The sequence below is a fragment of the Natrialba taiwanensis DSM 12281 genome, from assembly GCF_000337595.1.
Classification (GTDB): Archaea; Halobacteriota; Halobacteria; order Halobacteriales; family Natrialbaceae; genus Natrialba; species Natrialba taiwanensis.
On the sequence record NZ_AOIL01000037.1, the window covers coordinates 20,960 to 46,506 of the forward strand.

24 protein-coding genes and 2 pseudogenes are annotated in these 25,547 nt (G+C 54.8%); 24 read left to right on the forward strand and 2 right to left on the reverse strand.

Translation table 11 applies throughout. The annotated features are described in order from the left end of the window. Positions 1-149 precede the first annotated feature (149 nt). The 5 genes from C484_RS10205 to C484_RS10225 all read left to right on the forward strand — a co-directional run bounded on the left by C484_RS10205 (position 150) and on the right by C484_RS10225 (position 5,825). The gene (locus C484_RS10205) at positions 150-734 is read left to right on the forward strand and encodes a hypothetical protein (protein ID WP_006825863.1); all 585 of its coding nucleotides are present in this window, start codon (positions 150-152) and stop codon (positions 732-734) included. Positions 735-925: 191 nt separating this feature from the next. Further along, positions 926-1,756 carry a DNA adenine methylase gene (locus C484_RS10210; protein ID WP_006825864.1) on the forward strand — a complete coding sequence of 277 codons (831 nt, stop codon included), beginning with the start codon at positions 926-928 and terminating at the stop codon, positions 1,754-1,756. A 265-nt stretch (positions 1,757-2,021) separates the two neighbouring features. Next, complete coding sequence (locus C484_RS10215) at positions 2,022-2,645, forward strand: hypothetical protein (protein ID WP_083867326.1); 624 nt, start codon at positions 2,022-2,024, stop codon at positions 2,643-2,645. A gap of 37 nt (positions 2,646-2,682) precedes the next feature. Beyond that, a complete protein-coding gene (locus C484_RS23445; RefSeq protein ID WP_006825866.1) occupies positions 2,683-4,233 on the forward strand; it encodes a hypothetical protein in 1,551 nt (516 codons plus the stop codon). A gap of 2 nt (positions 4,234-4,235) precedes the next feature. Then, positions 4,236-5,825, forward strand: a complete 1,590-nt coding sequence (locus C484_RS10225) for a hypothetical protein (protein ID WP_006825867.1) — start codon at positions 4,236-4,238, stop codon at positions 5,823-5,825. 89 nt (positions 5,826-5,914) lie between these two features. Here C484_RS10225 and C484_RS23450 read toward each other — a convergent pair whose 3' ends face one another. After that, complete coding sequence (locus tag C484_RS23450) at positions 5,915-6,097, reverse strand: hypothetical protein (RefSeq protein ID WP_160164240.1); 183 nt, start codon at positions 6,095-6,097, stop codon at positions 5,915-5,917. A 631-nt stretch (positions 6,098-6,728) separates the two neighbouring features. Between C484_RS23450 and C484_RS10235 the strand changes: the two genes are divergently transcribed. The 9 genes from C484_RS10235 (at position 6,729) to C484_RS10280 (ending at position 13,065) form a co-directional block, all read left to right on the forward strand. Further along, entirely contained in the window at positions 6,729-7,889 is a 1,161-nt protein-coding gene (locus C484_RS10235) for a hypothetical protein (protein WP_006825869.1), read from the forward strand. Next, positions 7,890-8,261: a capsid cement protein gene (locus C484_RS10240; protein ID WP_006825870.1), complete on the forward strand. Its 372-nt coding sequence runs from the start codon at positions 7,890-7,892 to the stop codon at positions 8,259-8,261. A gap of 8 nt (positions 8,262-8,269) precedes the next feature. Then, positions 8,270-9,118, forward strand: a complete 849-nt coding sequence (locus C484_RS10245) for a phage major capsid protein (protein WP_006825871.1) — start codon at positions 8,270-8,272, stop codon at positions 9,116-9,118. Between the two features lie 632 nt (positions 9,119-9,750). Continuing rightward, on the forward strand, positions 9,751-10,113 hold the full coding sequence (locus C484_RS10255; protein ID WP_006825873.1) for a hypothetical protein: 363 nt from the start codon (positions 9,751-9,753) through the stop codon (positions 10,111-10,113). An 8-nt stretch (positions 10,114-10,121) separates the two neighbouring features. Then, the gene (locus C484_RS10260) at positions 10,122-10,478 is read left to right on the forward strand and encodes a hypothetical protein (protein WP_006825874.1); all 357 of its coding nucleotides are present in this window, start codon (positions 10,122-10,124) and stop codon (positions 10,476-10,478) included. Between the two features lie 31 nt (positions 10,479-10,509). Next, complete coding sequence (locus C484_RS10265) at positions 10,510-10,998, forward strand: hypothetical protein (RefSeq protein WP_152422692.1); 489 nt, start codon at positions 10,510-10,512, stop codon at positions 10,996-10,998. A 51-nt stretch (positions 10,999-11,049) separates the two neighbouring features. Further along, positions 11,050-11,268: a hypothetical protein gene (locus C484_RS10270; protein WP_152422693.1), complete on the forward strand. Its 219-nt coding sequence runs from the start codon at positions 11,050-11,052 to the stop codon at positions 11,266-11,268. A 21-nt stretch (positions 11,269-11,289) separates the two neighbouring features. Continuing rightward, entirely contained in the window at positions 11,290-12,585 is a 1,296-nt protein-coding gene (locus C484_RS10275) for a hypothetical protein (RefSeq protein ID WP_006825877.1), read from the forward strand. A gap of 3 nt (positions 12,586-12,588) precedes the next feature. Further along, positions 12,589-13,065 (forward strand): hypothetical protein, encoded by a 477-nt coding sequence (locus C484_RS10280; RefSeq protein ID WP_152422694.1) that lies wholly within the window; start codon positions 12,589-12,591, stop codon positions 13,063-13,065. 256 nt (positions 13,066-13,321) lie between these two features. On the opposite strand, the gene C484_RS24995 is transcribed toward C484_RS10280, so the two are convergent. Further along, positions 13,322-13,567, reverse strand: coding sequence for a zinc ribbon domain-containing protein (locus tag C484_RS24995; RefSeq protein ID WP_394295308.1), 246 nt, complete (start codon positions 13,565-13,567; stop codon positions 13,322-13,324). 68 nt (positions 13,568-13,635) lie between these two features. On the opposite strand from C484_RS24995, the gene C484_RS10285 reads away from it, so the two are divergent. The 10 genes and pseudogenes from C484_RS10285 to C484_RS22975 all read left to right on the forward strand — a co-directional run. After that, positions 13,636-16,191, forward strand: a complete 2,556-nt coding sequence (locus C484_RS10285; RefSeq protein WP_006825879.1) for a phage tail tape measure protein — start codon at positions 13,636-13,638, stop codon at positions 16,189-16,191. Positions 16,192-16,197: 6 nt separating this feature from the next. Continuing rightward, entirely contained in the window at positions 16,198-17,670 is a 1,473-nt protein-coding gene (locus tag C484_RS10290) for a hypothetical protein (protein WP_006825880.1), read from the forward strand. Between the two features lie 231 nt (positions 17,671-17,901). Further along, the gene (locus C484_RS10300; RefSeq protein ID WP_049915292.1) at positions 17,902-18,453 is read left to right on the forward strand and encodes a hypothetical protein; all 552 of its coding nucleotides are present in this window, start codon (positions 17,902-17,904) and stop codon (positions 18,451-18,453) included. Beyond that, the gene (locus tag C484_RS10305; RefSeq protein ID WP_006825883.1) at positions 18,454-19,272 is read left to right on the forward strand and encodes a hypothetical protein; all 819 of its coding nucleotides are present in this window, start codon (positions 18,454-18,456) and stop codon (positions 19,270-19,272) included. It abuts the gene before it with no gap. Between the two features lie 2 nt (positions 19,273-19,274). Further along, positions 19,275-20,024, forward strand: coding sequence for a hypothetical protein (locus C484_RS10310; RefSeq protein ID WP_006825884.1), 750 nt, complete (start codon positions 19,275-19,277; stop codon positions 20,022-20,024). Positions 20,025-20,221: 197 nt separating this feature from the next. Further along, positions 20,222-20,494 (forward strand): annotated as a pseudogene (locus tag C484_RS22295) (hypothetical protein); the annotation flags it as partial. 585 nt (positions 20,495-21,079) lie between these two features. After that, positions 21,080-22,180, forward strand: a complete 1,101-nt coding sequence (locus tag C484_RS10320) for a hypothetical protein (RefSeq protein ID WP_006825886.1) — start codon at positions 21,080-21,082, stop codon at positions 22,178-22,180. A 215-nt stretch (positions 22,181-22,395) separates the two neighbouring features. Next, positions 22,396-23,070 (forward strand): poly-gamma-glutamate hydrolase family protein, encoded by a 675-nt coding sequence (locus tag C484_RS25000; RefSeq protein WP_152422695.1) that lies wholly within the window; start codon positions 22,396-22,398, stop codon positions 23,068-23,070. A gap of 3 nt (positions 23,071-23,073) precedes the next feature. Beyond that, positions 23,074-24,567 (forward strand): polysaccharide deacetylase family protein, encoded by a 1,494-nt coding sequence (locus tag C484_RS10325; protein WP_006825887.1) that lies wholly within the window; start codon positions 23,074-23,076, stop codon positions 24,565-24,567. Between the two features lie 6 nt (positions 24,568-24,573). After that, positions 24,574-25,547: pseudogene (locus tag C484_RS22975) on the forward strand (hypothetical protein); the annotation flags it as partial.

Consider the following 25,547-nt stretch of genomic DNA (forward strand, 5'->3'; position numbering starts at 1 on the left):
ACTCGATTAATGCAGTCGTTATATTTAAGTAGACAGCTATAATACGTTAAGGCATACCCTTCGGCCCTCCAAGCCCACCCCGCTAATCCTCACACTGAGAACGTCACTGTGGAAGGGGACAAGCAAACGCCCCAACCCCGCCTAGTCCTATGTCTGCCAAACCCAAGAGCGACGAGAGTAACGTCACCGTAGAGTGCGAGTATCCAAACTGCGAAGAGATAGGAAAGGTATGGGAGTTCCACCATGGGGATTACTGTTCCAACAAGTGCGAGCTGAAGCACGAAGGGCGCAAAGAACTTGGAGGGATAAAGTTCGATCATTGCAGATGTTTCACCTGCATGACCGAACTGAAAGAGATCGTCCCACCCAAGCCCGACCATGCGTTTGACGTATCAGGAGTCGGTTGGTACACTGACCCCGAGACAGGGACGGTACACATTGAACGATTCGGTCAAGAGGTAACACGGGAAGCCGCAGTCGGTTTTCAACACAAGACACCTAGTGCAGGCTTTGGAGAGAAAGAACACAACGAGCGCGTTGTTACAGGCACTGTGTGCGATAACTGCGGTAATACAGATCACACGGCACACGTTTCGTATTTAGCGAATCAGCATAGCGTGGTGACTCGAGTGGTTTCCTTACTCGAGGACGTGGAGTTTTCAGTACAAGAGTTTCACCGGGAGTACGTACGGACAGACGACATCGAACTTGCTCTTGGGAAGGCATTAGAATGAGAGCGCTGTCCCAGCAGTTCAGTTGCACACTCTGTGGCAACGTGACGTGTCTTATCGAGGAGGAGCATCAAGAGCGCACGGAGTCCTATTGTCGGCAGTGCGAGTCCAAGACAGTCCACACAAAGGATACCAGTCGTGGCCGATGAGTATAGGGAGGAACAGCATGTCGACGTTATTCGTAATGGGTGACTATGCCTCAAAACGTCTTTCCCTATCCCGGTAACAAAGCACGCCATAGTGAGTGGATCATAGGGCACTTACCAGAGCATACCTGCTATGTGGAACCCTTCGGAGGTGCCGCCGGAGTCCTATTCAACAAGCCCAAGAGCAAGGTAGAGGTTTACAACGATGTCAACGGGGACCTCGTCCATTTCTTCAAGACACTCCGTGAACGCGGTGATGATCTACAAGAGTGGTTGAAGAACGTCCCCTTCTCACAGTCCGTTTACCGAGAGTGGCGTGATGAGTTCCTTGGTGGCGAAAGGGTTGATGACCCAATCGAACGAGCAGGCCGATTCTTCACACTCCGCTACCAGTCCTTCGGTGGGGCGTTGGATAATACCGCATCTTGGCGAAGACCCTCCTCTGAAATACCAGAATCTTCGAAGTTCGTCAAGAAGGTTGACGCATTAACACCCTTCCGAGATAGACTGCGCGGTGTCCATATCGAGGAACAGTCTGCGATCGACCTCATTGACAGGTACGACAGTGAAGACACAGTGTTCTACTGTGACCCGCCATACATTGGGACAGAACACCGTTACGCCAATAGCGACTTCAACCATCGTTGTCTGCACAAACGGTTGTCTGAGTGTGAGGGTAGTGTTCTACTCTCCTATGACGATATACCGCCATGGTACGGTGATGGGTGGCAAGTAGTCACGAAGGACGCCAACTTTGCGATTGACAACGTCGACGGCGTGAAGGATGCAACTGAAGTTCTCCTAATGAACTTCGATAGTGACGGTGAACCCCTTATGTCCGGTGTAGGACAGCAGGGCTTAGACGCTTTTGCAGACTAACCAGTGGCATGTAACCCATCACATACACCTGTAACGATATATAACCCAGTGCGTTAGGCCATCTAGAGTATCAGATACGAATACGGCGGTACTCCCGTAAATCAGTTAGCTATGACAGACCTTTCGGACATTTCGATTGACGTACAACGCTTTCACTACTACACCGGGGACGTAGTTACATACCTCAAAGACCCGATTTCTGCAGAGTGGCGCGTATTCCGAGCGGCTCAGTAGCGGATACCAAAACAACACAGGCCATGCAACTATGACAGAGAAGTGTGTAGCATCATGCAAAGACGGGTCCGACTGTGGGGCCTATCCTATCGAAGGGTCCGATAAGTGCCGGATGCACGCCGGGACGAGTTCAGATGGGAAATCTCACGAAGGGAACGATAACGCTGTTGGGAACGACGGTGGGGCAGAGGAAGGCAACACGAACTCTGTTTCCCACGGGGCATATGCAGAACAGTCCAACCTATATAACGACGTGTTTACCAATGCAGAGCGTGACATAGCCGACGATATCTTTGAGGACTATAAGAACAGATATCTCGAGGCCCACGGGGATATTCCCACCGGGCACGAGCTTCGGTTGTTCAAACTGTCTGTAAACGCGGTGACTGAGATCCGAGTTGAGAATTGGGCGACCGATCGGCCCGAAGTGCTTGACTCTGGTACGCCCCATATCGACAGTGAACAGCACTTCACAGAAGGCGGGCAACGCTATTTCAAGTACAAGAAGAGTCCGTCATTAGCGGCCAAGAAGACGTTGAGTAACGAGAATCGGATGTGGCTCAAGGACCTTGGCTTACTCGAGGACCCACAGTCACAGACGGCCAATTCAGTTGCGGACTTAGCAGAGGTGTGGGAATCGGACCTCACGGACTAACTCACTCATAGATACCTATAGCGAGTTATAGATACACATGAAGATAGAGGACTTACCCCGGCCCCGGAACTACAAACCGGGAACTGGAAACAACAGATACGCTCGTTTCATCGGGGACTGGTTGGGCCTCGAGCGTACCGAAGTCCTTGACGACATTGCCGAAAGCCTGGATGAACACGGACAGACCCTCGTTGTAGGGGGTAATGGTCTTGGCAAGTCCTACGACGCGAGTGCATTAGGCATAGCGGCACTCTACTGTAACCCCAATACAGTCGTCCCGATTACAGCAGGGAATGGGGACACTCTCAAGAACAGTATCTGGAAGCCGATTAAGTCACTGTGGCGCAACTCGGAGCTTCCAGGGGACTACAAGGATAACGATCGCTCCCTACACACTGGTTTTGATGACGAGTGGTTCCTCGAGTGTCATAGTCCGAAGTACCCCGATGATCTTGAAGGGGACCACAATGCGAACGTCATTTACATAATCGAAGAGGCGGACAAACCCGGACTCACTGCTGAACACATTGACAGTGCCCGGAGTACGCTGGCAGAAGGGGACCATATCTTAGTCCTCTGCAACCCACCGACTGACGAGACTAACATCGTCTACGAGCTGGAACAACGAGACTCGTGGAACGTTCTCCGGTATCCGACGTGGGAGTCACGTAACGCTCGAGCCGATCGGGGCCTAACTGACCGGCCCAAGATTGGTGGGCTCTCTGGCGTTGGGAAGATGAAAGACGATTGGGCCGAGTATCATGATGAGGAATGGCCTGGTATTGACCAAGTCATTGAGTGGTCCAGTCCGTATCTGACCGAAGACGGAGAGCCCACTGTTCGTGAGACAGTGGCAGAAGAGGACAATCCAGACTTCCGGACGGACTTGCATGAGAAGTGGTACAAGCGGCGCGCTGGTGTCATGCCACCACAGGGGGCATCGAAGTGGCGGCCGTTCAGTATCTCGGATGTTCGTGCGGCCTACAAGCGCACTGAGTTCCGCGATGGGGCGTGCAACACTGCTGGCCTTGACGTTGCCCGAAGTAATGACGAAACCGTTCTCAGCGGGAAACACGGCCAGCATATCCGTGTCCACTACAACGAGAAGGGGACAAATCACGTCAAACAGAAAGAAGCGATTCGGGCAGAGTTGCTCGACCTCAATGGGCCAGAGATAGCAGTTGACGCTGTTGGTGAAGGCTCTGGTTTGGCCGATGAGTTGGATATGCACTTCTCGAGTGTCCATCGTTTCAGTAACGGGGCCACAGCAAGAGACGACGAGGAATATCGGGACTGTTGGGCCGAAGCCCTCGCCCTGTTTGGCGAGTTCCTCGATAACGGCGGTGTGATCCACAACGATCGGCTCCGTGAGGAACTAATGGCCGCTGCCCGTGTAGTCGAATTTGATGATAAGACCCTCCGAAGTCGTGGCGGGGACGTTATCGAAGCCACTCCGAAAGAGGAAATTAAGGAACAACTCGGCCATTCGCCGGACTACCTGGATAGCGCACTAATGGCGAATTGGGTTGACTTAGCAAAAGAAACCCATAGAGTCGTCAAACCGAGCGTAACCGAACCAATAATCTAACAATGGGACTACGAGACAAACTCACGGCGATGCTACAGGCAGCGCCCCAGACAGTCGAAACGACCGGTGGGGGACCCGTCGACCGCGGTAACGACATCCAGCGCGACACCCCTCCGAAAGACGACTACCATACCTATCGCCGACAGTATCGGACGAATCCATTTGTTGCGGCAGCACTCGACATCCGTGCATCAGAGACCGTCCGTCCGGGCTATCGTATCGAAGCCGATGACGACTCTCTGAAGCAAGAACTCGAGGATTGGGCACGTGAAGCGGCCTACTACGCCGGAGAGTCTGGCGAGGATTTGAGTCCGCTCTTGTGGACAGTTGCACGAGATCACGATCTTGACGGCATTGTCCTGGCCGAAAACGTCTGGGATGACCCGAGTGATCCCTCTACGCTCGAGGGAGTCAAGCAATTCGACCCGGCACAGACGGACTTTCTAACTCCGGATAACAGTTCGATGCTGTTTCCTGCCGACGAGGAGGATCTCCCGCGGGATGAGGAGGGCAATCGGATAGCTCCGGAGGAACGCACTCCATCGGGTAAGATTCCCTCTGCGGTTCAGTATCCAGAGGGATGGGGATTCGACGAAAACGAGAATTACCTCTCTCAAGACGATTACATCAAACTGACTCGGTCACCTGGCTTCAGCGATAAGCGAGCACCAGGAGGGAACGCTCCCAAGTCGGCAGACTTTGGTCCGAATCGTGGCGTCTCTCTTGTTGAGAGCATTTCGGCCGAGGTCGATCGGATGGAAGCGCGCTCGCAGGACTATAATGCGAGCATCGCAGCGCACGCATACCCACGACTCAAGGTCCAGTTTGAGGACTACGAGCGCGGCAATGAGGTCGTCTCGTGGGACCGAGAGAAGATTGCGGACTACATGGGCAAACTCACTCGGGAGGGGGACAATAAGAAATACTCTCTCGATGGGGACTGGGTAGATCCCGGTGGGTCGGTTGGTTCCCCGCCTGGAGCTGACGCTGAACTCATCGAGGGTTCGGTGCCGGACGTGATCGACTCGCTTCACTACTCAGTTGACTACATCTTGAGTGGCCTGCGAGTCCCGAAGGCCCTGGTCGGATTCGGGGACAATATCAACCGCGATATCACGGGAGACCAACGCGGCCAGTTCGAGCAGGACATCTATCATAACCGGCGGAAGATTGAACGAAAGTTCTTGACGCCGCTGTTTCGGATGAAGGCCCGTGAGATTCGTGGCGATGGTCCGTTTGATGAGTCGGTTGATGTCTCGGACGTGACTGGCCATCTCGAGCCCGAAGACGAGGAGAACCCCCTCAAGGATGAGGACTTCGACGCGCAAGAGTTCAAGACGATGATGGAGGGAGTGACGAACTTCCTTGATTCGGGTGCTGATGTCTACTTCGAGGACGTGACTGAACTCTTAGGCGAGATTCTTGGGATGGACCTAGAAGAATACGCTGTTGACCCTGAGGAACTCGAGCAAGAGTTGAACGAGATGGGTCCGCTTGACGACGGCCAAGACCCAGATATTCCTGAAGAAGGTGATGAACCTCCGGAGCCGCCTGAAGAACAAGGGGGAGATGGAATCCCGGCCGATGACTAATGGTCAAACGCAAGACGAACCCACGGACGCAGATCACGGAGATACAGAAAGCGTTTGAGTCCGACATCTACCATCGGCTCATCCGTGACTCAGACGGGGAGCCCTTGTCCCCTGAAATCCGTGAGCGCGTTGTAGAGGAAGACGCCCTTGGACTTGAGACGATACAACTCCAGTTCGAGTTCCCGGAGAATCCTGAAGCCGCTGCTGACTTCGAGGACTGGCTTGATGGAAAGATTCGGTCGGATGTGCTTGAGTCGGCATCTCGAAGACAAGTCGTAGATGGTCGTCACTATTCGAGTGACTATCTATATCAGTCCAGTCAGCAGGGAGTCAAGCACTCCCATCGGGAGTTACGGCGTGCGGGGGTAGACCTCTCGGATGAGGATACGCAGATTGGGACGGTCCTACGGACGCCAGTCCATGAGGATATCTTGTCATCTGCCTACGTCAGAGCATACGATGAACTCGACAATATCACGTCGGAAATGTCGACTGAGATAAGCCGGGTGATGTCTGACTCTCTGGCCGAGGGAGTGAATCCGAGGGAGACGGCACGTCGTATGACCGACCGGGTTGACGTAGGTCTGACTCGAGGCCGGCGGATTGCTCGGACAGAGACGGCACGGACGTATAACCTCCATAGTGCGGCCCGATATTCCGATTTGGGTGTGACGGAAGTCCGCATCCTTACTGCGAATCCGTGCGATCGGTGCGTAGACTTGCGAGAATCAGGGCCATATCCTATTGAGGAGGCGGGTTCGCTCCTCCCAGAGCATCCGAATTGTGTTTGTTCCCTCGCACCGATAACTGAAACAATGCAGTAGATAGCGGCCGATGACGGCGGAACGACACCCATCACACGAGTGGTGACGCCCGAGGATTTGTGACACGAGAATCGACAGTATGACGCACCAGAATCCAGTCCGAGCAACGTTAGAAGCGGACACGTTCGATGAAGATGCTGGTGTTTGGACGTTCTACGGAACGGTTATCGAGAACGATGAAGTGACCAATGGGTCTCATGGGAAGAAGTATTGGCCCGCAGCCGCACTTGAGGAAGCGGCTGGTTCTCTCACGGATCGTCCGGTTGTTGACGGACATTCCTACGATGACAACGGCCAGCCGCTGAATGAGGCCGTTGAGGGGAAGGTTACGAACGATTGGTACGATCCGGATACGGGCTGGCGCTATGAGATGGAAGTGGGTGACGCGGAACTCGCCCGCAAACTCAACAACAACCATCTTGAGGTGTCATTTCATGGCGGTGGCGCAAATGCCGGAGAGACTGATGACGGGGCGGCAACGATGTCTAACATCTATTCGCGCGACTTAGCGATTGTCCCGTTTGGCGGCGCTCGAGGGAACGAAGTGAACGCTGGCCCGGCTCCGGATAGTCCGGCGTCGGCAGCGGCACTTTCGGCATCACTCGAGGGTGGCGACTCTCAACTTGTCGAACTCGATAACGCAAGTCCGGACACTGACACAGGCAACGAAGGGGCGGAATCCTCAGCGGATGACAACGACTCTATGACTGACGACGATAATCCAGACACTCCCGACCTTGACCTTGACGGGCGGGTCGTTATCGACGAGGAACGGCACGCAGAACTGACCGCTGCAGAGACCGAACTCGAGGACCTTCAGGAAGAAAACGAGGAACTCGAGTCGGAACTTGAGGCGAAAGACGAACAGATCGACAAGGTGAAGGGCATCTATGCTGCCAAGCTCGCCGAACTCTCCGGATTCTCGGAAGAGTTCTTCGAGGACAAGGACATTGACGTTCTTGAATCTGAACTGTCGAACCAACTCGACGTTGATGAGGAGGAAGCTGCCGAGGCAGCCCTCTCGGGGATGGCAATGCCCCAGACCGGTGACGGTGGCGGTGAGAGCGTTACGGCGACCCTCTCCGGACTCGACGACGAGGAACGCGAGGAGATTGCCCATCTAGCCAACCGGGCTGACATGCTCGACTCGGTAGACGCGGAGTATGCGGCCGAACTCCGAGAACAGGCAGCCGATATGGCTGGTGCAGACGAGTTCGCGGAACTTGAGGAGGTGCTCTAAATGGCGAAACCAGCAGGACATGCAGTCTACGACGGACGTACCGTTTCCTTCCCGACTGATGGCAGTGTCGCGAGTGGCGAGATTGTTGCACTTGACGGCAGCGGACAGGCAAGTTCGATGGCTGGGGACGGCTCCTCGAATGCGATCGGGATTGTCTCCGATAAGGCCAACCCGGACGCTGAAGCAGGCGACAATATCCCAGTCCATGTGACTGGCGTTGTTATCGGCGAAGTTCCATCGGGTACGGCAGCAGGCGAGACCGTTGCGAACGGCAAGTACGACACGTTCAGTGACGAAGGCGGCCAATTCAAGCAGCATGATACCAGTAGCGTTTCTCTCGATGCTGGCTACGCTGCGGTTCACCTCGGGTGATATAATCTATGGCAACCCCAATTAGCTACCACGACGTTCCGACTGATACCGACATGCAGACGACTCTCCTCCCCGAGCCGGAGGAGATGTACGCGTTCCGAAATGCGTTCCAGGTCGACAACGAGGCTCCCAACCGAGACGGGGATACTGTCGAATACCCCCGTATCCAAGACGACTTCGAGGGCGACCTTGTCGAGATTGAACCCGACGAGGAGCATCCTGAGGCCAAACTCGAGTTCGACGGCCTGCAGGCTGTTTGGACCGAGTACGGCTTCAAGTTCCGTATCCGCGACAAGGATGTCCGGAACTCCAAGATCAACCTCGTGATGACCAACCAGCAGGAAATGGCCCGTGAGGAAATGCGGCGTCTTGATGCTATTGCTGGCCTGGTTATCGAGAACAACCGCAACTCTGTTGAAGTCGGTGACTCGACTAACGACTTCAACTACGAGGCGGCCGTCGACATGGAGACGGAGCTGATCAACGCCGGTTACAACCAGAACCGGTTCCTGTTCATCCTCTCCCCGACTGCATGGGGCGGGCTCGCGAAGACTGCCGGCGACTCTGGATTTGCAGCCCAGACGGAACGCTTCGCTAATGAACTCCGGTCTGAGGGCATCCAACACGGCGAACTGCTCGGACACCCGGTCATCCGGACGAATACTGGATTCATGGGCGAGCAGGAAGCGTACCTCATCGACACCGGCATCTACGGCTGGGAAAGCCCGCGCAAGGCTTTCGATGTCACGCAGTGGCGAGATGACGACGAACGGTGCTGGTTCTACGGACTCAACGGCGAGATTGACTGGGTTCCCACGGAACCAGAAGCAGCTCTGAAAGCACTCGGCGGGGTCTAAGACAGCAATGGCCCGTCTAACCTGTAGTCGATCGGGTTGGGGGACAGTACGCGACCCCAAGACGGGCGAGCGTATCCCCATTGATTCGGACCTCTCTGATGAACAGGCAGAGCGGCTGGCCGATCAATACGGTCCAATCAGTTACGAGGGGACAGAGGATGACACCGATGAAACTGATATCTGCACCGTTGAGATGACTAACGAGGAAACGTGTGGACGGGAACGTCCATGCCCGTACCATGACTGATCATGGTCCGAACCACTCCTACCCTTATCCGGGATGAACTCGACGTTGATAGCACGGAACTCTCGGATAGTGTTGCAGAGCGCTACGCCCGTCGTGCCCATGCACTCGTCGAGGAACGGGTTTGCGACATCGAAGATATAGATGAGCAAATCCTCGAAGACCTCGAGACTCTCGTAGCTGCACACTTCGCAGTCTCACGAGTAACGGGCGGTGCGAAAGGCGAGCAAGTCACTCGGGTCCAACAGGAAAGCGCACAAGTCACGTTCGCTAGCGCGTCCAGTGACTCCGCTGAGGGGACTTCCTATTGGGATCAGGCTATCATGCTTGACCCGTCTGGATGTCTTGGTCAGCGGTCTGTTGCTCCGTCTATCGTGGGGGTGCGATAATGGCGAACGACTTAGCTAAGATAGCCGGACTGAACGCGCTGAAAAACGCGTTCGATAATATGTCCGAGCAGGTCACGCCCATCGATGCCTACGCAGTCGGGTCACCGATCAAATACGGCCCATTTCTCGAGGAAGGCACCTCACGTATGCCTCCATATCCGTGGTTGCAACCGGCTGTTGACGAGACAGTCCGGGATGGCAAGCGGATTGCAAAGCAAGCGTCAACCACAAACGAGTTACTCCGGATCACGGCGTTGGATATCGAAGCTAATGCCCGTGCTCGACTTGAGGACACGAGCACACGGCCGTATCCACAGACCGGGACACTCGCGGGCAGTGTCGAGACAGTCCCCTTAGAGTGACCTAAACGATGGATCTTGAACAGTACACGAGAGGCCCGGCAAAGTGGTTACTCGATGCATCCGGGGAATCCGTCACGATAGTAACGCGCACTCAGACCGGCCAGGACGAATACGGAGATCCGGAATACTCTACAACGGAGACCGAGGCAACTGCCGAGATCGTTCTCCGTGGAACTCCAGCGTTCGAACGCCGGATTGACGGCGTAGACAGTGATGTCCGGGCAGTTGCGTGGGTCATGGACACGCATACAGTCGAATCAGACGATGGGCTAACGACAATCAAGTCATCGACCCACGAGTTCGAGTTGCACAACTGGTTTGACGAGCACAACGGAAAGCTAAGACTCCACTTGACCGATGCCTGATGTAACTCCATACGACCCGAAGGTCATCATAATGGATCTGCTCCGTGGCCACTGGTCCGATGCCAGTGTCACGACAGACTTCGCCAATCGATACGATGACTTCGATTGGGTGATTGACAATCACTTCGACACGGCATGGATTCATACAGGCTGGTTCGACTCCACATCAGAGAATCCGCAAGTGTCCGTGACGTTCGACAGTACGGACCCAGGGACGCCGACTGGATTCGACGCAACGACTGGAGAGGGCGGCAAGTCGGCACTCCTCGATAACACGGCCTACATAGATACGTGGGTCCACAATGACCGGGATCTGACCGGCGGCATCAATCCGAAAAAGTACGCCTGGCAATTGCGTCTCCGGGCTGAGTTAATTGTCTTGGACAATGCACCCCATGGAGACCACCCTTGGGACTCACTCGGAACGGGACAAATCCGTAGTCCTGAGGAACCAGAGGAAACGCCAATCGGCTCCCGCTGGCGCATCCCGGTATTGTTCAGCGACATGAAAAAGACGTAACTCAACCGCTATCGACAGCGTTTGAGACTTTCCTTTCCGCCGGTCGCTATAGTGAGCGAGCGGCATGACGACCACCCCGAAATTATGGGCTGGATTCAAACAGAAAACGAGCATCAAGTAGCGTTCAGTGACGCCGAGATGGATGAAACCGTCGAATGGTCCGATAACCATACGGCGAACGTCTCGGCTGAACTCGAGGAGTACCTCATTGAGGCCTACGACTCGATTTCGTCGGTTGATGAGGACGAGACGAGTTCTGACCAGCAGTAACACACCCAGAGACTACAATTCATGAGTGTCAACCCTAATCAGCAGACAGAACAGCAGACGCCAGAGAGCGGGCTACGATTCGATCGTGCCTGGTTCGTTCGGGAGGCCGAAAAGGGCGTTACTCCGACTGACCCGGACTGGAATCTCTATTCCGACCGGCTCGTAAGCACGGAGGGAGACCTTGACCCTGGCCTTGAGCGTCTTGACGGCCTCGGAACGCCGGACCCTGCCGAGTTCGGACGAGCAATCGAGGAGAACGAGGTTACCATTGCGTACTCGCTCCAGCAGGCTGTCGTGGATGCCTCTGGGGAGCCCGTTGACGCCGTTTATGACGCGCTCACTCGGAACCAGGCAAATCAGATCCCGAACACCCATAGTATGGTTGGGCGGGATAACAACCCCAGTCCGGGGCCGAACGATCCCGATGGGGCAGAGGGGCAGCGCCGCTATCTCGTCATGCAGGGCGGGAAGGCAGATGCGACGATGGAGCCCGATGCGACTGAGGCCGATCCTGTCCCTGTTGAACTGACGTACATGGGCGAAAAGGTTCGCTCGTATCACATCTATCAGCCTGAAGGCTCTACGTTGCTTGCCCTTCAGTCGACGGATGACAGCGACACGATGACGGTTACCATCGAGGATGAAGGGGCAGCGACGACGGATGAAATTACACTGAACGGAACTACCCCTGTCTCAACGACCGTCGAGTTCGACAACATTGACGCGTTCGAACTCTCGGAACCTGCTACGGGTGACGTGACGCTCCATATTAACGACGGGACTGATGCCGATCCTACGGTTGGAAGTGAACTCTCCAAGCTTGATGGCGGTGTCACACTCGCAGATGGCGGTGGAGAGCGTGAGGGAGATACTGGTGTTCCAGCACTCGGTGCTGGGTCGGCTCCGAGTCCCATCGATCAGCCGTTCGAGGACTTCTGTGGATCGATCTTTAACTTTGCATTTGATGGTAACGCCCCCGATCCCGATCTGAATAACATCACGCTTGAGGTTGCGAATAACCTTGAAGCTCGCCCGTCGGGAGACGGTGGTGGCTGTCGCCCCTCGATTGAGGAAGGGAACCGTGAAATCACGATTGAGGCAAACGTCGTCGGCGAGCGTGCCTCTCATGATATCCTCCGGAGTGCGTACACGAACAACCCGGCAGATATGGGTTGGGAACTCTCGAGGACTATCTTCACGTTCCCGAGTTCCCGATGCACTGAGGCACCTGCATTCGCTCGGGAGTCCGACGAAGCGTATGCGGAGACGGATGGGACGTGGGAATCAATTGGCGTCGAACTCCAGAACAACGCATAACGCATGAGTGAATCAGAACCTAATACCCCGACGAAAGAAGAAATGGACGAAGCGTTTGGTGTTGAACCGGACGAGCAGGCTGACAATGCTCCCCCGGACCCGTCTAAACTCGATCCTCTCACGAAAGACGAAGCAGAGTATGAGAGAGACCCAGACGGAAACCTCAAACCGAATGCACACGCTGTCCAGTACAATGGCGAATGGCGGCGTGTAACGGTCCGTCCACTACTCCCAACCGACCAAGTAGAACTTGAAAATAAGTTCAAGGGGCGCGAGGATGTTGACTTTGAGGAGATAAACCCGATCCTCGAGAATCATATTGAGGAACCGGCAGGTGTCGATTGGGAGTTTGCAAAGCCAGATGTCTTCATGCCGTGTCTGATGGCACTCATGGAGGAGTTCACTGGCGGCGCTGACAACGAGTTTTACGAGGGAGTGGAGGAGGAACTCGAGAAGCGAGACGGTGGCGAGGGAAACTAAACCCTGTTGAGGGAAAGGCACTCGAGATAGACATCCTTCATCGGAAGGGGTACACGTTCAACGGAGATGCACCAATCTCGGGACTGACTACTGGCGAACGGAAACTAACTATTCTCGGTCACATCGTCTACAACGAGCAACAACAGCCAGACGATTCGTCCGGATCACCCGGTAGTCGGAGGAAGTACTCGGAGCCAAAGCACACTCTTGACGAGGCGATGGATAACTATTCGCAGAAACACGATCTGGCGAGTGCCTAAGCCGATTTGTAGGTAGCTGGCTTTCTACTTTCTACTTTTCGACCAGAGAAGTACGCAAGTGCCATCATGGGGAGTCCGACCACAGCACCGATGACACTGGCCGTTAAGAGTCCCCCTAGGATGTAAAAGATAGCACGCAGTGTCTTGCCTTCTGCGCTGGGTTCATACCCACACTGAGGGCAGGTGATTGCGTCTGTGGATATCTCTGAGTGGCATTTTTGACAGGTTCCTTTCTCAGCCATAGCTGTATCTTCTGTCTCTTGATACAAGAATCGCTCGATGAGTAACGTCTTCAACACACATATGTCAAATGGTTAGCAATCCGTTTCAAGACGGCCTTCATGTACAGATAGACGGGTCTGCAGAGGGTCTGACCTCGTCAATTGGGGAGGCGATGCAATCCCTTGGTGGTCTTGAGGCCGCCGTTGCCGGAGTTGGTCTTGCCCTTGCAGGTCTTTCAGCAGGAGGGTTAGCGAAAGCGACCCAGAGTGCTGCGGCCTTTGAGGAGCAGATGGTTGAAGTCGAGAAGGTCACCACCCCGGAGACGGCCAGCGAGATGGGCGATGCCATCCAAGATATGGCGTCCCAGATGCCGGTTGCCCAAGAAGAACTCGCGGGCATTGCCGAGCAGGCAGGTCGCTTCGGGATTGAGGGTTCTGAGAACATCCAGAACTTTACCGAGACTGTCAGTAAGATGGCCGTCGCGACGGACCTCTCGACCTCCGAGGCCGGCGAGTCGTTCGCGCGGCTCTCGACGTTGATGGACGAGCCGATTGAGAACGTCGGCGACATGGGCAACGTCATCAACGAGCTGTCCAATACCATGGCTACGTCCTCGACGGAGATTACGGACGCGGCCCTTCGGAGTTCGGGTACACTCTCGCAGATGGGAGCCTCGAGCGAGGACATTCTGAGCCTCAACGCCGCGATGAACGAGGCTTCCGAAAGCTCCGAACGAGCCGGTACACGGCTACGTCGGATGGCCCAGGAGATCCAAGATCCGAAGAAAGTCGAGGAGTTGGCTGTGGCGCTCGGGATGAACGTTGACGAGTTCGAGGCAATGCGGTCGAGCGACCCGACAGCGCTATTCCGCCAGATGGCAACAACGATGGGCGAGGGCGATGAGGCTGCCGACGCCCTCCGTGGGACGTTGTCGACGACATCCCAGCAAGCCCTGACGGCCCTCTCGCAGAACATGGACGGGCTGTCACAGGCCCAAGAGACTGCGAACCAGCAAATGCGGAATGGGACCTCTCTCCAAGAGGAATATCAGAGTGCATCGAGCACGTTCAACTCCCAGTTACAGATCACGCGTAACCGACTTCGGAATATCGGGATTTCGATTGGCGAGACGCTGCTTCCGTATCTCTCATCGTTTCTAGAGTGGATCAATAACGGGATCAGTGCCTTCTCGCGGTTCAACGAGTCGACGAACGGAGTGGCTGGTTCCCTCACTCTCATAACTACCCTCATTACCGGTCTTGTGGGAGGTCTTGCCGGACTTGCCTCACAAGTCGGACTTGCGACCTCAACGACGACGGCGCTCACCGGAGCACTGAGTGCGCTCACGGGACCGATTGGACTTGTCATCGCAGCGGTTGCAACTCTAGCCACAGCGTTTGCGACAGACTTCGGGGGTATTAGAACCCAAACCATGCGGGTTGTGGATGCCTTCCGAGAGGCACTCCAGCCGGCAATTGAGTGGATTCAGTCCAATGGAATCTCAATCTTCAATCGGATTAAAAACGCCGTTGTCGAGTTCGTCAATCTTGCTGAGCCCTACGTCTCTCGGTTCGTCTCTCTCCTCTCTGACGGACTCATTGTCACCATTCGGACTGCTGCCAACGTTGCCAAGACAGCATTTGGGATCATCTCGACCGTAATCACGACCGCATGGGAGAACGTCATTCGCCCGTTCCTCGAGTGGAGTTCAACAATCTGGGACGAACCCCTTTCCCAGCCGGTCAAAGAAGCCGGTCAAACCCTTCAGGTCTGGTCTGAGGGAGTCAACGAGGTCATTACCTGGATACAGAACACCGTCATCGGACCGTTCCTCGAATGGGCCGATGAGAATATCAGCCAGTTACTCAATGATATCTCGTCCTGGTGGTCAGAGCACAAGGACGAGGTCATGTCCGTGGTTCGGCCCTTGTTCAACACCATTCAGAGTGTTGTTGAGGGATTCATCGCGACAGTCTCCGAAGCGTTCTCTGCTTTCTTCGCGCTCCTCCGCGGTGATTGGGAGACTGTTCGTGAGAACATCGAGTCTATCGTAGACCGGCTAGTCAGTGGCGTTATCGACCTGTTCGAGTGGCTCTGGGAGAAGGTCACTGGTTGGGTTGGCGACCTGAAAGACGACGTTATTGAGACGGTCAGGAACCTGAAAGACGACTTCGTGCAGTCGATCAACAACCTGATTGATGACGGTCTGTCTGCGCTCGATAACGCTGTATCGGACTTCGTCAGCGCTGGGAAGGGCCTTGTTGATGCGATTGTCGACGGAATCAAAGACTCCCCTGGAGCGGTGAAAAACGCTGTTGAGGACGTGGTTGGCGATGCACGCGAGTATCTCCCCTTCTCGCCTGCTAAAGAGGGTCCAATGTCGGACCTCGATGAGTCTGGCGCATCTATCCCCGAGACGCTCGCGGAGAACGCCCAGGCGAATATGGGAACACTACAGAACGCCCTCACAGAAATGCCGTCTCCGACAGTTTCCCAAGGCGTGGGTGCTGCTGCTGGCGGCGGGGGTGGTGATACCATCAATATCGAAGTTGACGCCCGCGGGTCTGAGAACCCACAACAGACGAGAACCAACGCCAATCGTGGTCTTGCACAGGCACTTGACGCCTACAACGTGGGGCGGTAGATAGAGATGGTCACAACCGTCAATAACGTTGAGTTGAGCGTCTGGCATCAAAACCAGCCCGGAGACCCAGATGATCCGCCGGACACGGTGATTGAAGGCGAAGATCTCAATTCAGTCGAAATCAGTGGGCGAGCTGAGGACGTTCTTGATGAGGCATCTATAGAGGCCAAACTCCCTCTCAACGAGGAGTACGATCTCCGAGTCGGAGACCGAGTACAGTTCGACGCTGATATTCTGGTCGGCGTTGGGTATGGTGTCTCCTACGGAACGAACTACGGCGGCGGCTTCACCGTCTCGTGGACGGGACGGATTAAACCCACGGGACGATCACGCTCCCACTGCGGGCGAGTGGATTCGACACTCGAGACGGACGCGACGGACTTTGTGGGTAATATCCTACAGGATCGGAAGGTCACTGGAAGTTGGGTCAACGATGATGTAGGGAAGATCATCCGAGATATCATCAACCAAAACGCCAGCGAGGTTGATGGGTCGAACATCCCTGACTTAGGGGTCTCGACCGACCAGTTCGCTCAGCAGGCCGACGCATGGGATATGATCGTTGGGTTGGCTGCAAAAGCCGACTGTCTGCTCTACCAGGATGGTCGAGAGCTCCACGTGGAGCCGATCGACAATCTCGAGTATGCTTTCTCACTTGAGCCACAGGACTGGCTGTATCCCTGGAGTACAGACACTGACGACAACGTCAAGAACATCATTCGTGTCGACTCGGGTGTAGCACGCCGAGAGGAGCAAAGCCAAGAGACACAGGACTCCTTTGACCGGGTTACGGAGTCATCGAGACTGACGTACCGGCTCCGTGCTCGAAAATCCGAGATTCACTCTGTTGACCTCTACGTTAGTTCGGTCTCCGACGAGAGCCTGGAGGTCCGATTGCAGGCCGATGAAGGCGGTTCTCCGGTTGCGATTGATGATACTGACTCGGACATCGAAAGCACGTCGTGGGATGCCGATAACCTCCCTGGAGAAGGCTGGCAGTCGTTCTTCTTCCCGAATCACACGTTGCCCGACCGGGACCCGTGGCTTATCATCCAGACGGATGGCCCAAACGGTCACGATATCGGGGTTAACACTGACGGCGACCCGACATTCCGGTCGTACTACCCGCATCCGCTGACATACGAGGTATCCTCAACTGAGTCAATCGATGAGTTCGGCGCACGGGAACTCTCGATCGAGCGTGAGAACCTCGAGACAGTGACAGCTGTCCAAGATGCGGCCCAGTCCGAACTCGCACGGAGGGCGTGGCCGAGCAAGACAATCGAGTTCGCCGCGAACTCGATCCGAGCACATGCTCTTGAGCCGGGGCAGATAATCGAGGTTGATCGGCCGGATGTGGACGCTGTCGGCGAGTTTATCGTAGTCGAGGTGTCGCACTCGTACAATGCAGATGACATCAAACTTGAGACGCAAATCACCGCTAAGTGGCGGAAAGGCGTCCTCGAACCCCAGAATTAGAAAACATGCCACTCAACGACGACAATCACCGAGCAACACGGAAGATCAAAGATCTCGACGAGAGGGTATCGAATCTTGAGCAAAAGTCCCGGTCGACCGAGACACCGACCTTTCTTGTCACACTGTCTGACCAACTTGGGATCGGAGATCGAATCGACTCGGTTGACGAGCTCACGATGACAACAGGACAGTGGGACAATACCGGCTGGCGCACTTCTTCGTGGGGTTCCTATGAGTGACGTTGATGTCCGCGACGGGGCCACAATCCACGGTCATGTGGAGATTCGTATCTGGGATGTTGATACGGTCGAGAACGCAGATCCCGAGTGGCCCAACCGTCCGAGAGAAGAACGCCACGCCATGCTGCAAGATCCGTCGACCTATCCGGCGGCCCCTATCCACGAGGGCGAGACGACGAATCTTGCGGTTGATGGCTACTTCGAGGCGCTCGCAGCGGGAGACAATCCACAACCAACCCATCTTGCAATCGGAGACGACGACACGCCTGCAGAAGCCACGAATACGAGTCTCAATAACGAGGTCTATCGGACGGTTGTCGGAGACGATGAGCCGGATGGTCGTGACCGCGTTACGTCCACGTTCATCAGTCAAAACGAGGCGAACGGGTACACGCTTCGTGAGATTGGCTTTGTGACTGGGGCGGTGGACGACAACTGGCAACTGCTTACGCACGTGGCTCTCGATTCTACTGACCACATCGATAAAACGAGCAACAACATGATTGTGTATAATTACACCCTTGAATGGAGGCGCGTATCGTAGATGTCCGATTTGGTCACGCCTGGAGAGGTTGACGCCGAAATCGACTCGACATCGACGGGCCACGCACTCGCAAAAGCGGGGACAGGCGGCTGGGTTGTTAATGGCGTGGATCTGGCTGGCAACTATACATCGCTAGATGAGACCGGAGTCAATTCGTTCGCCATTTCGTCGACCAGCGGTCTCGACGTGACGTTTGATGGAGGAGAGGCCTACGTTGCTGGCTGGCTCTGTCGGGATAGACAGACGACCGTCACGCTCCCAGACGATAGCACGACGACGGTTTACGTTGGGTACGACGCGGGTTCAGTCCTATCGTCGGGTACAGCCCCCGCGGATAACGATAACGTCATCATAGGCCCATCGGGTGATTTTGCGTCTGAGGACCCACAATATCCAGTCTGGGAGATCGTGACCTCTGGCGGGAGTGTCTCCGACTCCACACGAGTTCAGCCGACTCGGAAGCCGATGGAATACGACCCAACAGTCCCATCGTTCGACTTCGCCGGTCAAGTCCTTGGGGAACGCACGCTGAGACTCAGTGACCCACAAGGCGACTATGGCAACGTCTACATGCACAATAGTCGTGAGTTCGACAATACGATGGGGCACTATGTCACGACGACCACACCCCATCTGCCGTTCATTATCCGCAATAACGCCACGAACACTCTGGTAGCCGATAACGGGGATATAGATGTTCCTGTCGGCCATATCTACTATCAGGGGGACGCTACGCTCCGAGTGACTCAGGACTGGAACGGCGACTCGATGGTGCTCGAATCGTCGAACGGAGACACGATTGAACTCGTGCGAGAGTAATCATGCCGTGGCTCACAAACAGTAACGAGACTGCGCCGAAACTCCCAGATGGGGAGCCTGCGGATGTTGTTTACGTCAACGGCGTCGAGGTCTACGTGGCTGAAATCCCGATCGACATCTTTGATCGGTCGTCTCTCGGCTACTATATCGGGGACACGGGACAGGCAACACTCCCGCAGATCGTCAGCAACGAGGGCTACGACAACCCGGACGCGGTCTGGCTCCCGTACGACAATCCCAACGACGCTTCGAATCTCGCATCGGACAACTCCGGTTACGACTCAAGCATGCAGGATGTGGACCTCGAGAACTACCTTCGAACGGGCCAAATCGCAGAAATCTATCTTCGGCCCGCGACGTGGGGATCAAATTCCCAGTTCCGGTTTTCGTTCCTCTGTGACGGATATTATCCGAGCAATCACATCCGATTGCGCTTTACGGACGGTTACTGGCGCATCGAGCAGGGTAGCACCGTGTATGGGGGGACTGGGGATGCAGAGTCTTTCACTGGATTCAACGACAACGGTAACTATCATCGTGTTGTCGTCGATCTCAGCCAGTTCCCGTACATTGAGTGCCATCTATGGGATGCTGGCACGGGGAATTTCATCAGCACGATCAGCGGAGAGGATAGCAGTCCGGACACGGACGAGGCCGGACATCAATTCTGGTTCAATTCTGTCACAGAAATATACGGCAGCGATTACCGGATAATCGATTCTGACGACTTTACGGCCGGCCAGGATATGTGACGAATTGTTCTCCTCAGAGAATACGGTAGGTGGGTGAGCTGGCAGAGGAGTAGATTTGTGTCGATGAGGCGTCATCCCCCCTGCCGTTCTTTGATGAGTTATCCGAATAGATTAACCTTCCGACATTCGTCCACCGATAGCATCACAACCGAAACGACACGGGCGGAATCCCGAGCGGGACGGCTGCAGAGATAATAATGCCAGATCAGACATCACGATTAGGACTCGACACGTATAGCCAAGGGGAGTCATGGGATCACACGGACACAGTCCAGGCCGTCGACAAACACGCGATTGTCCACGGCCCGATTGCCGACCGCCCGTCGACGGGAGACTATGACGATGAACTCTATCACGCGACGGACCAGAATATCACGTGGCGCTGGGACAGTGACTCAGGGGACTGGGAGTTTTTCAGCGGTCAAGGGAGTTCCAGCCAACCAGTCCCTGGAATATCTAAATATGAAGCATTAGACGCTGGAACTACGACGGATACATATGAATCCGTTTTACGGATCTTCCGGAATGGATCACCCGTCGGTTGGTTGGATAACTCTGGCACAAACGCTCGATTAAAGGCCGCATCGGGTTCAAGTGCTATGATTATCAATAATAGCGACCAAGGTATTGAGATTACTCCCGGCGGAACGATTGATTTCAGCGCTGGAAATATCCTCAATATGGATGTGGGGCCGCAAGATGACACGTTCGACAATCCACTCCGGATTTTGAGGAACGGCAGCCCGGTTGGTTGGTTCGACAACTCCGGGTCTGACTTGAGAGTGAAATCTGCATCTGGCTCAAGTGTCCGTCTCATCAACAACAATAACAACGGAGTTGAGGTCACACCGAGTGACAAAATTAGCTTCGGAGGGAATGACGTAGGTGATATGCCCCAGTACTCCGACGATACGGCACCACCGAACGATACGATGTTTTTCGATACCACAGATTCTCAACTCGAGTACAAAGACCCGAGCGGCAACAACCATGTTCTGGGTTGATGTTCCGGATAAGGTATGGCATCGAAAGGGAACTTGCGACACTATTAAACTATGACAACTTGGGTAGAGAGTAGTAACACGCTTCAAGACGGTTCACCAGTATCGCGCCGAATCAAAATTGACGAGATATCAGAGGAGGTCTGGTTCACCGACAACGCCTATGCAGAGGTCAGTGATGACGTAGCTGATATCCTCGCGAATAACCTCGATAGTATCACCAAAGTCTCGGAACCCTCCGATCCGGGGACGTACTATAATGAGGACAACGCTAATACGACGATCGAGATAATTGTCGAGGATGGTACGTTCGATGCTGTTACTGCCGAAGTCGGAGACATTGATGATCTGAGCACCGAGCAGATGTTTGTCCTTCCGACTGACCTCTCACAAGTCAGTGGCTCGGACACCACACTCCACCTGCACGATGGGACGAACTCGATTACGCTCGCAGACGGATCGACGACGAGCAATGTCGGGTACTATCGCTGGGACGAAAGTGCATCTGGATGGAGGCAGATAGGCCAGGACGCAGACACAGTCGACGGCTATCACGGCGACCAGCTCGCGAAACTCGCAGGAGACACGTTCACTGGCTCCGTACGTGTTGATACGGACGGAGAAGATGCGCTTCTCGAACTCCTAACGGCCGCTGGCTCACAGTACTTCCCGACTCTCCATCTTGGTGGAGATCAAGATAACGGCATTCGGTCCCAGCACGAGCCAGACACGGGTATGGGACGTATTGGGACCGTCGATGCAGGGACGTTTACGGGTATCCTCAACTTCGACCCGGCTGCTGGGAATGCCTCTTTTGAGCACGTCCGTGACATCGACGTAGGATCATATGATGATTCGTTTGAGTCGGCGCTTCGAGTCCTTCGGAATGGAAGCGCAGTCGGATGGCTCGATAACTCGGGCTCTAATGTGCGTCTCAAGGCAGCGGCATCATCGAGCGCAGAGCTAATCAACAATAACAACAACGGACTCGAAGTCACTCCGAGTGATAAAATTAGCCTCGGTGGGAATGACTTTGGGGATCTTGCCGAATACTCTGATGACACTGCCCCATCCAATAGCACTCTATTCTTTGACACCACCGACTCACAAGTAGAGTACAAAGATTCGAACGGAACAAACCACGTTCTTGGGTGATTGCCGTGCGAGTATACTCAGGAGAAGTCCGGCAAGGGTTGTCTGGTTGGGACATCAACTCTGACCAAGAGCTATGCAGCGTCGACGGTACTTGGCTGGACTCAATTCCGTTAGTCGTCGGAGACAATATCCGTCTCACGAGTACCGATAACGGTAACGACGCGTCTTACACAATCGCACGGACTCACGACGATAGTGGTAGTCAATACGTCCGGATGGGGTCGCCCGCTCGCGATCGACTCTATGATAGCAACACGACAACCCCCGATACGTTCGGTTGCGAGTTCATCGCGAGTATCCCTCATCAGACGAGTAAATCGGAAGCAGAAGCAGATTCACGAGGAGAGTTGTGGGAACAAACCGTATCACACCCTTCTCATGAGTTTGTCGCAACCGCCCCCCATGCTGGCGATGTAGAGTATAACACAGGGTACCAGGCCCGCAAATGTCACGAGTATCTTGCAAACAGTTCCTTGTGGGTCTGCGATAGTCATGGTGGGGTCAACGGAGCATTTGACCGCTGGCACATCACATCTACTGATGTTAGCTCTTCGTCGTATCCTGGGCTGACTAGACTCGAATCAGTCGGATATACTGCCGCAGTGTCGTTCCACGGCTATTCGGGAGATACAGTATTAGTTGGGGGTAGAGCCCCCGATACCGTCAAGCAAAAAATAGTGGACTCTCTGAATGAACTCGGCGGAGCAACGGCGGAGGTTGTTGGGGAGGGTGACTCTCTGAGTGGGACTGATACATCCAACTATGTCAATCAGATAACCCAGTCAGGTGATGACGGTATCCAACTCGAACAACCCTATTCCTTCCGGGATAACTACGCAGAGGAATCGGCACGACGTGTTGCAAAAGTAATCCTACAGTACTACGATTAAACAATGACAACCTGGTTAGAGAGTAGTAACACACTCCAAGATGGAACTCCAGTATCACGCCGAATAAAGATTCCCGAAATCTCTGAAGAAGTCTGGTTCACCGACAACGCCTATGCAGAGGTCAGTGACGACGTAGCAGACATCCTAGCGAATAACATTGGCAGTATCAGTAAAGTCAGTGAGCCAACCGATCCAGGGACGTACTACAATGACGACAACGCGAATACGACGATCGAGATAATTGTCGAGGATGGAACGTTCGATGCACTGACTGCGGAGTCTGTCGACGCTGATACAGCTACGATCACAGCCACGGATACGACTGGCGAACTCCAAACACAACGTGACGTTGAATCGTGGTATTCGACACGCGGTGGGCCTGTGGCAACGATGCCTCCCGCTGCTTCGTTGTTCGAGGATCTATCTGAGTGGTATGTCTCTGTCGGGTCGTTGAGTGCATCGACGAACAACGTGTACCGTGGGAGTCAAAGCGGCCATCTGACTTCTCCGGATAGCGATACTGCCGTTATCAGATACACGTTTAGTTCGGCAGTTGACCTAACGAACATCAACCCGTCGATCAGTGCTCGCTCACCAGTCGATAAGCTACTTCGGGTTGAAGTCCGATATCGAGATTCGAACGGGAATACCGTTACCCACCGAAATCTCTACGCTCAGAAGAACGCGGTCGGCGAGTGGGCGCGGCATGATCTTGGCGTCTCGAACGATGGTGGTGTCGACCTCACGGCTGTTAGCGAGGTAGATGTTCGGATCATCACGAATGACGGTTCGAACGGGATCGACGTATATCTCGATGATCTACGGTTCGTCGAAGGCTTAGACAAGGGTATTGTTATTCTCACTTACGACGATGGGCGAAGTTCGGTCTATGAGAACGCGCTTCCGAATCACGAGAAGTACGGTTTACCGGGCGGGATCGGTGTAATGACTGGTTCGGTTGGTGATTCGGGATACATGACGTGGGACCAGATCGGAGAGTTCGAAGCTGCGGGGTGGGACGTGAACAACCACCAAGTCACGAACACTGATCTGACTGGAATGACCGAATCTGAGGTTGATGAACAGCTCCGCCCGGCGAAGCGAGAGCTTATCGAGAACGGCGTCACGAACGGTCTCGATGTGGTGTACTACAGGGGTGGGAATTACGATACCACAGCGGTTGAAGCAACGGAGAAACATGCGGACTTAGCGTTCACCACAGGGTCTAAGTCAAGCGCGGTCACGTCGCCAGCCCCAACATCGCCGTTAACGATGAATCGTTGGTTCCCGCGTAGCGATACGGCGGGCGTCTCAACGATGCTGGATTATGCCGAGACCTATAACGACCTTCTCGTCTTGGGCTGGCATACGGTTGGAACGACAGACGACGAGATCACAACCGCAGACCATGACTCGGTATTGAGCGATATTGTAAGTCGCAATCTGACGGTTCTCACTCCGAGTCAATTCGCCGCCACGCAGTCAAATCACTGGTGAAACACCATGTTTAACGCACTCCTTGAACTCCTCAAACTCATCTTTGGGGGGACAGACAACGACAGTGGCAACGACAACGAACAACCAGAGCCAGACGAACCAGACACTCAGCCTACTCCCGAACCGGAGCCCGAGCCTGAACCCGCACCTGAACCAGAACTTGAGCCGCTGGGTCTCCTCGAAGACTCGAGCGCGCAAAAGGGACAGACACGTCACTCTGGCGTCCGAATCCGCACGAAACAGGCCCTCGAAGGGCTGGAATGTCGCCTCTCCGATCGGACTAGCGGCGTGACGATGGCCTACCTCAAGACGGTACCCGGCGAAATAATTGAGTCTCAGCCGATCACTGATCGGACAGTTCGCTTCACGAGTTCGCTTGAATCTGACTCGGGCTATCAGGTCGTCTGTGCTGCGGGCGGCAACGTCTACGAGAGAGGTCGCCGTATCGTCGACTATCCCGTCAAGAGCGAAGCCCTGGACGCAACACACGGGATTTACTCGTCCGGCGGCTCTCAGAGCCGCAAATATCGCTATAACTTCGCCGAGATTCAGCCTCTCACTGACAGTCCGAGAGACGCGCCTGTAGCCGGCGTGAGCGAGGGCGAACCCAAGCCGGACTATCACTCGCAAAAGCTCCGGGAGACGACGAGGGCCGAACGCTGCCACATTGTGCGGACGGGTGATGGGGATGGGGACGCACTCCAGGTCAACTATCCCGAGGGAGAGACCGACGGCATTAATGAACGTGTCTATCTCGAAAACGCAGTTGGCTACGAGCCAGAGGTAGCACACGCGCGGTATGAGTTGTATGTTCCCGATGACTGGGAAGTGTGGAACGACGGGATCAATGGAGGGACGAAACTCCCAGGATGGGCTAATCAGGCCGAGGGTGGCGCTTCTGGCGGACATCACAACCAGGGTGCCGCCTGGTCCTGCCGGATGAACACACCTTGTCAGGGCGGCACTTACGACGGTTCAGA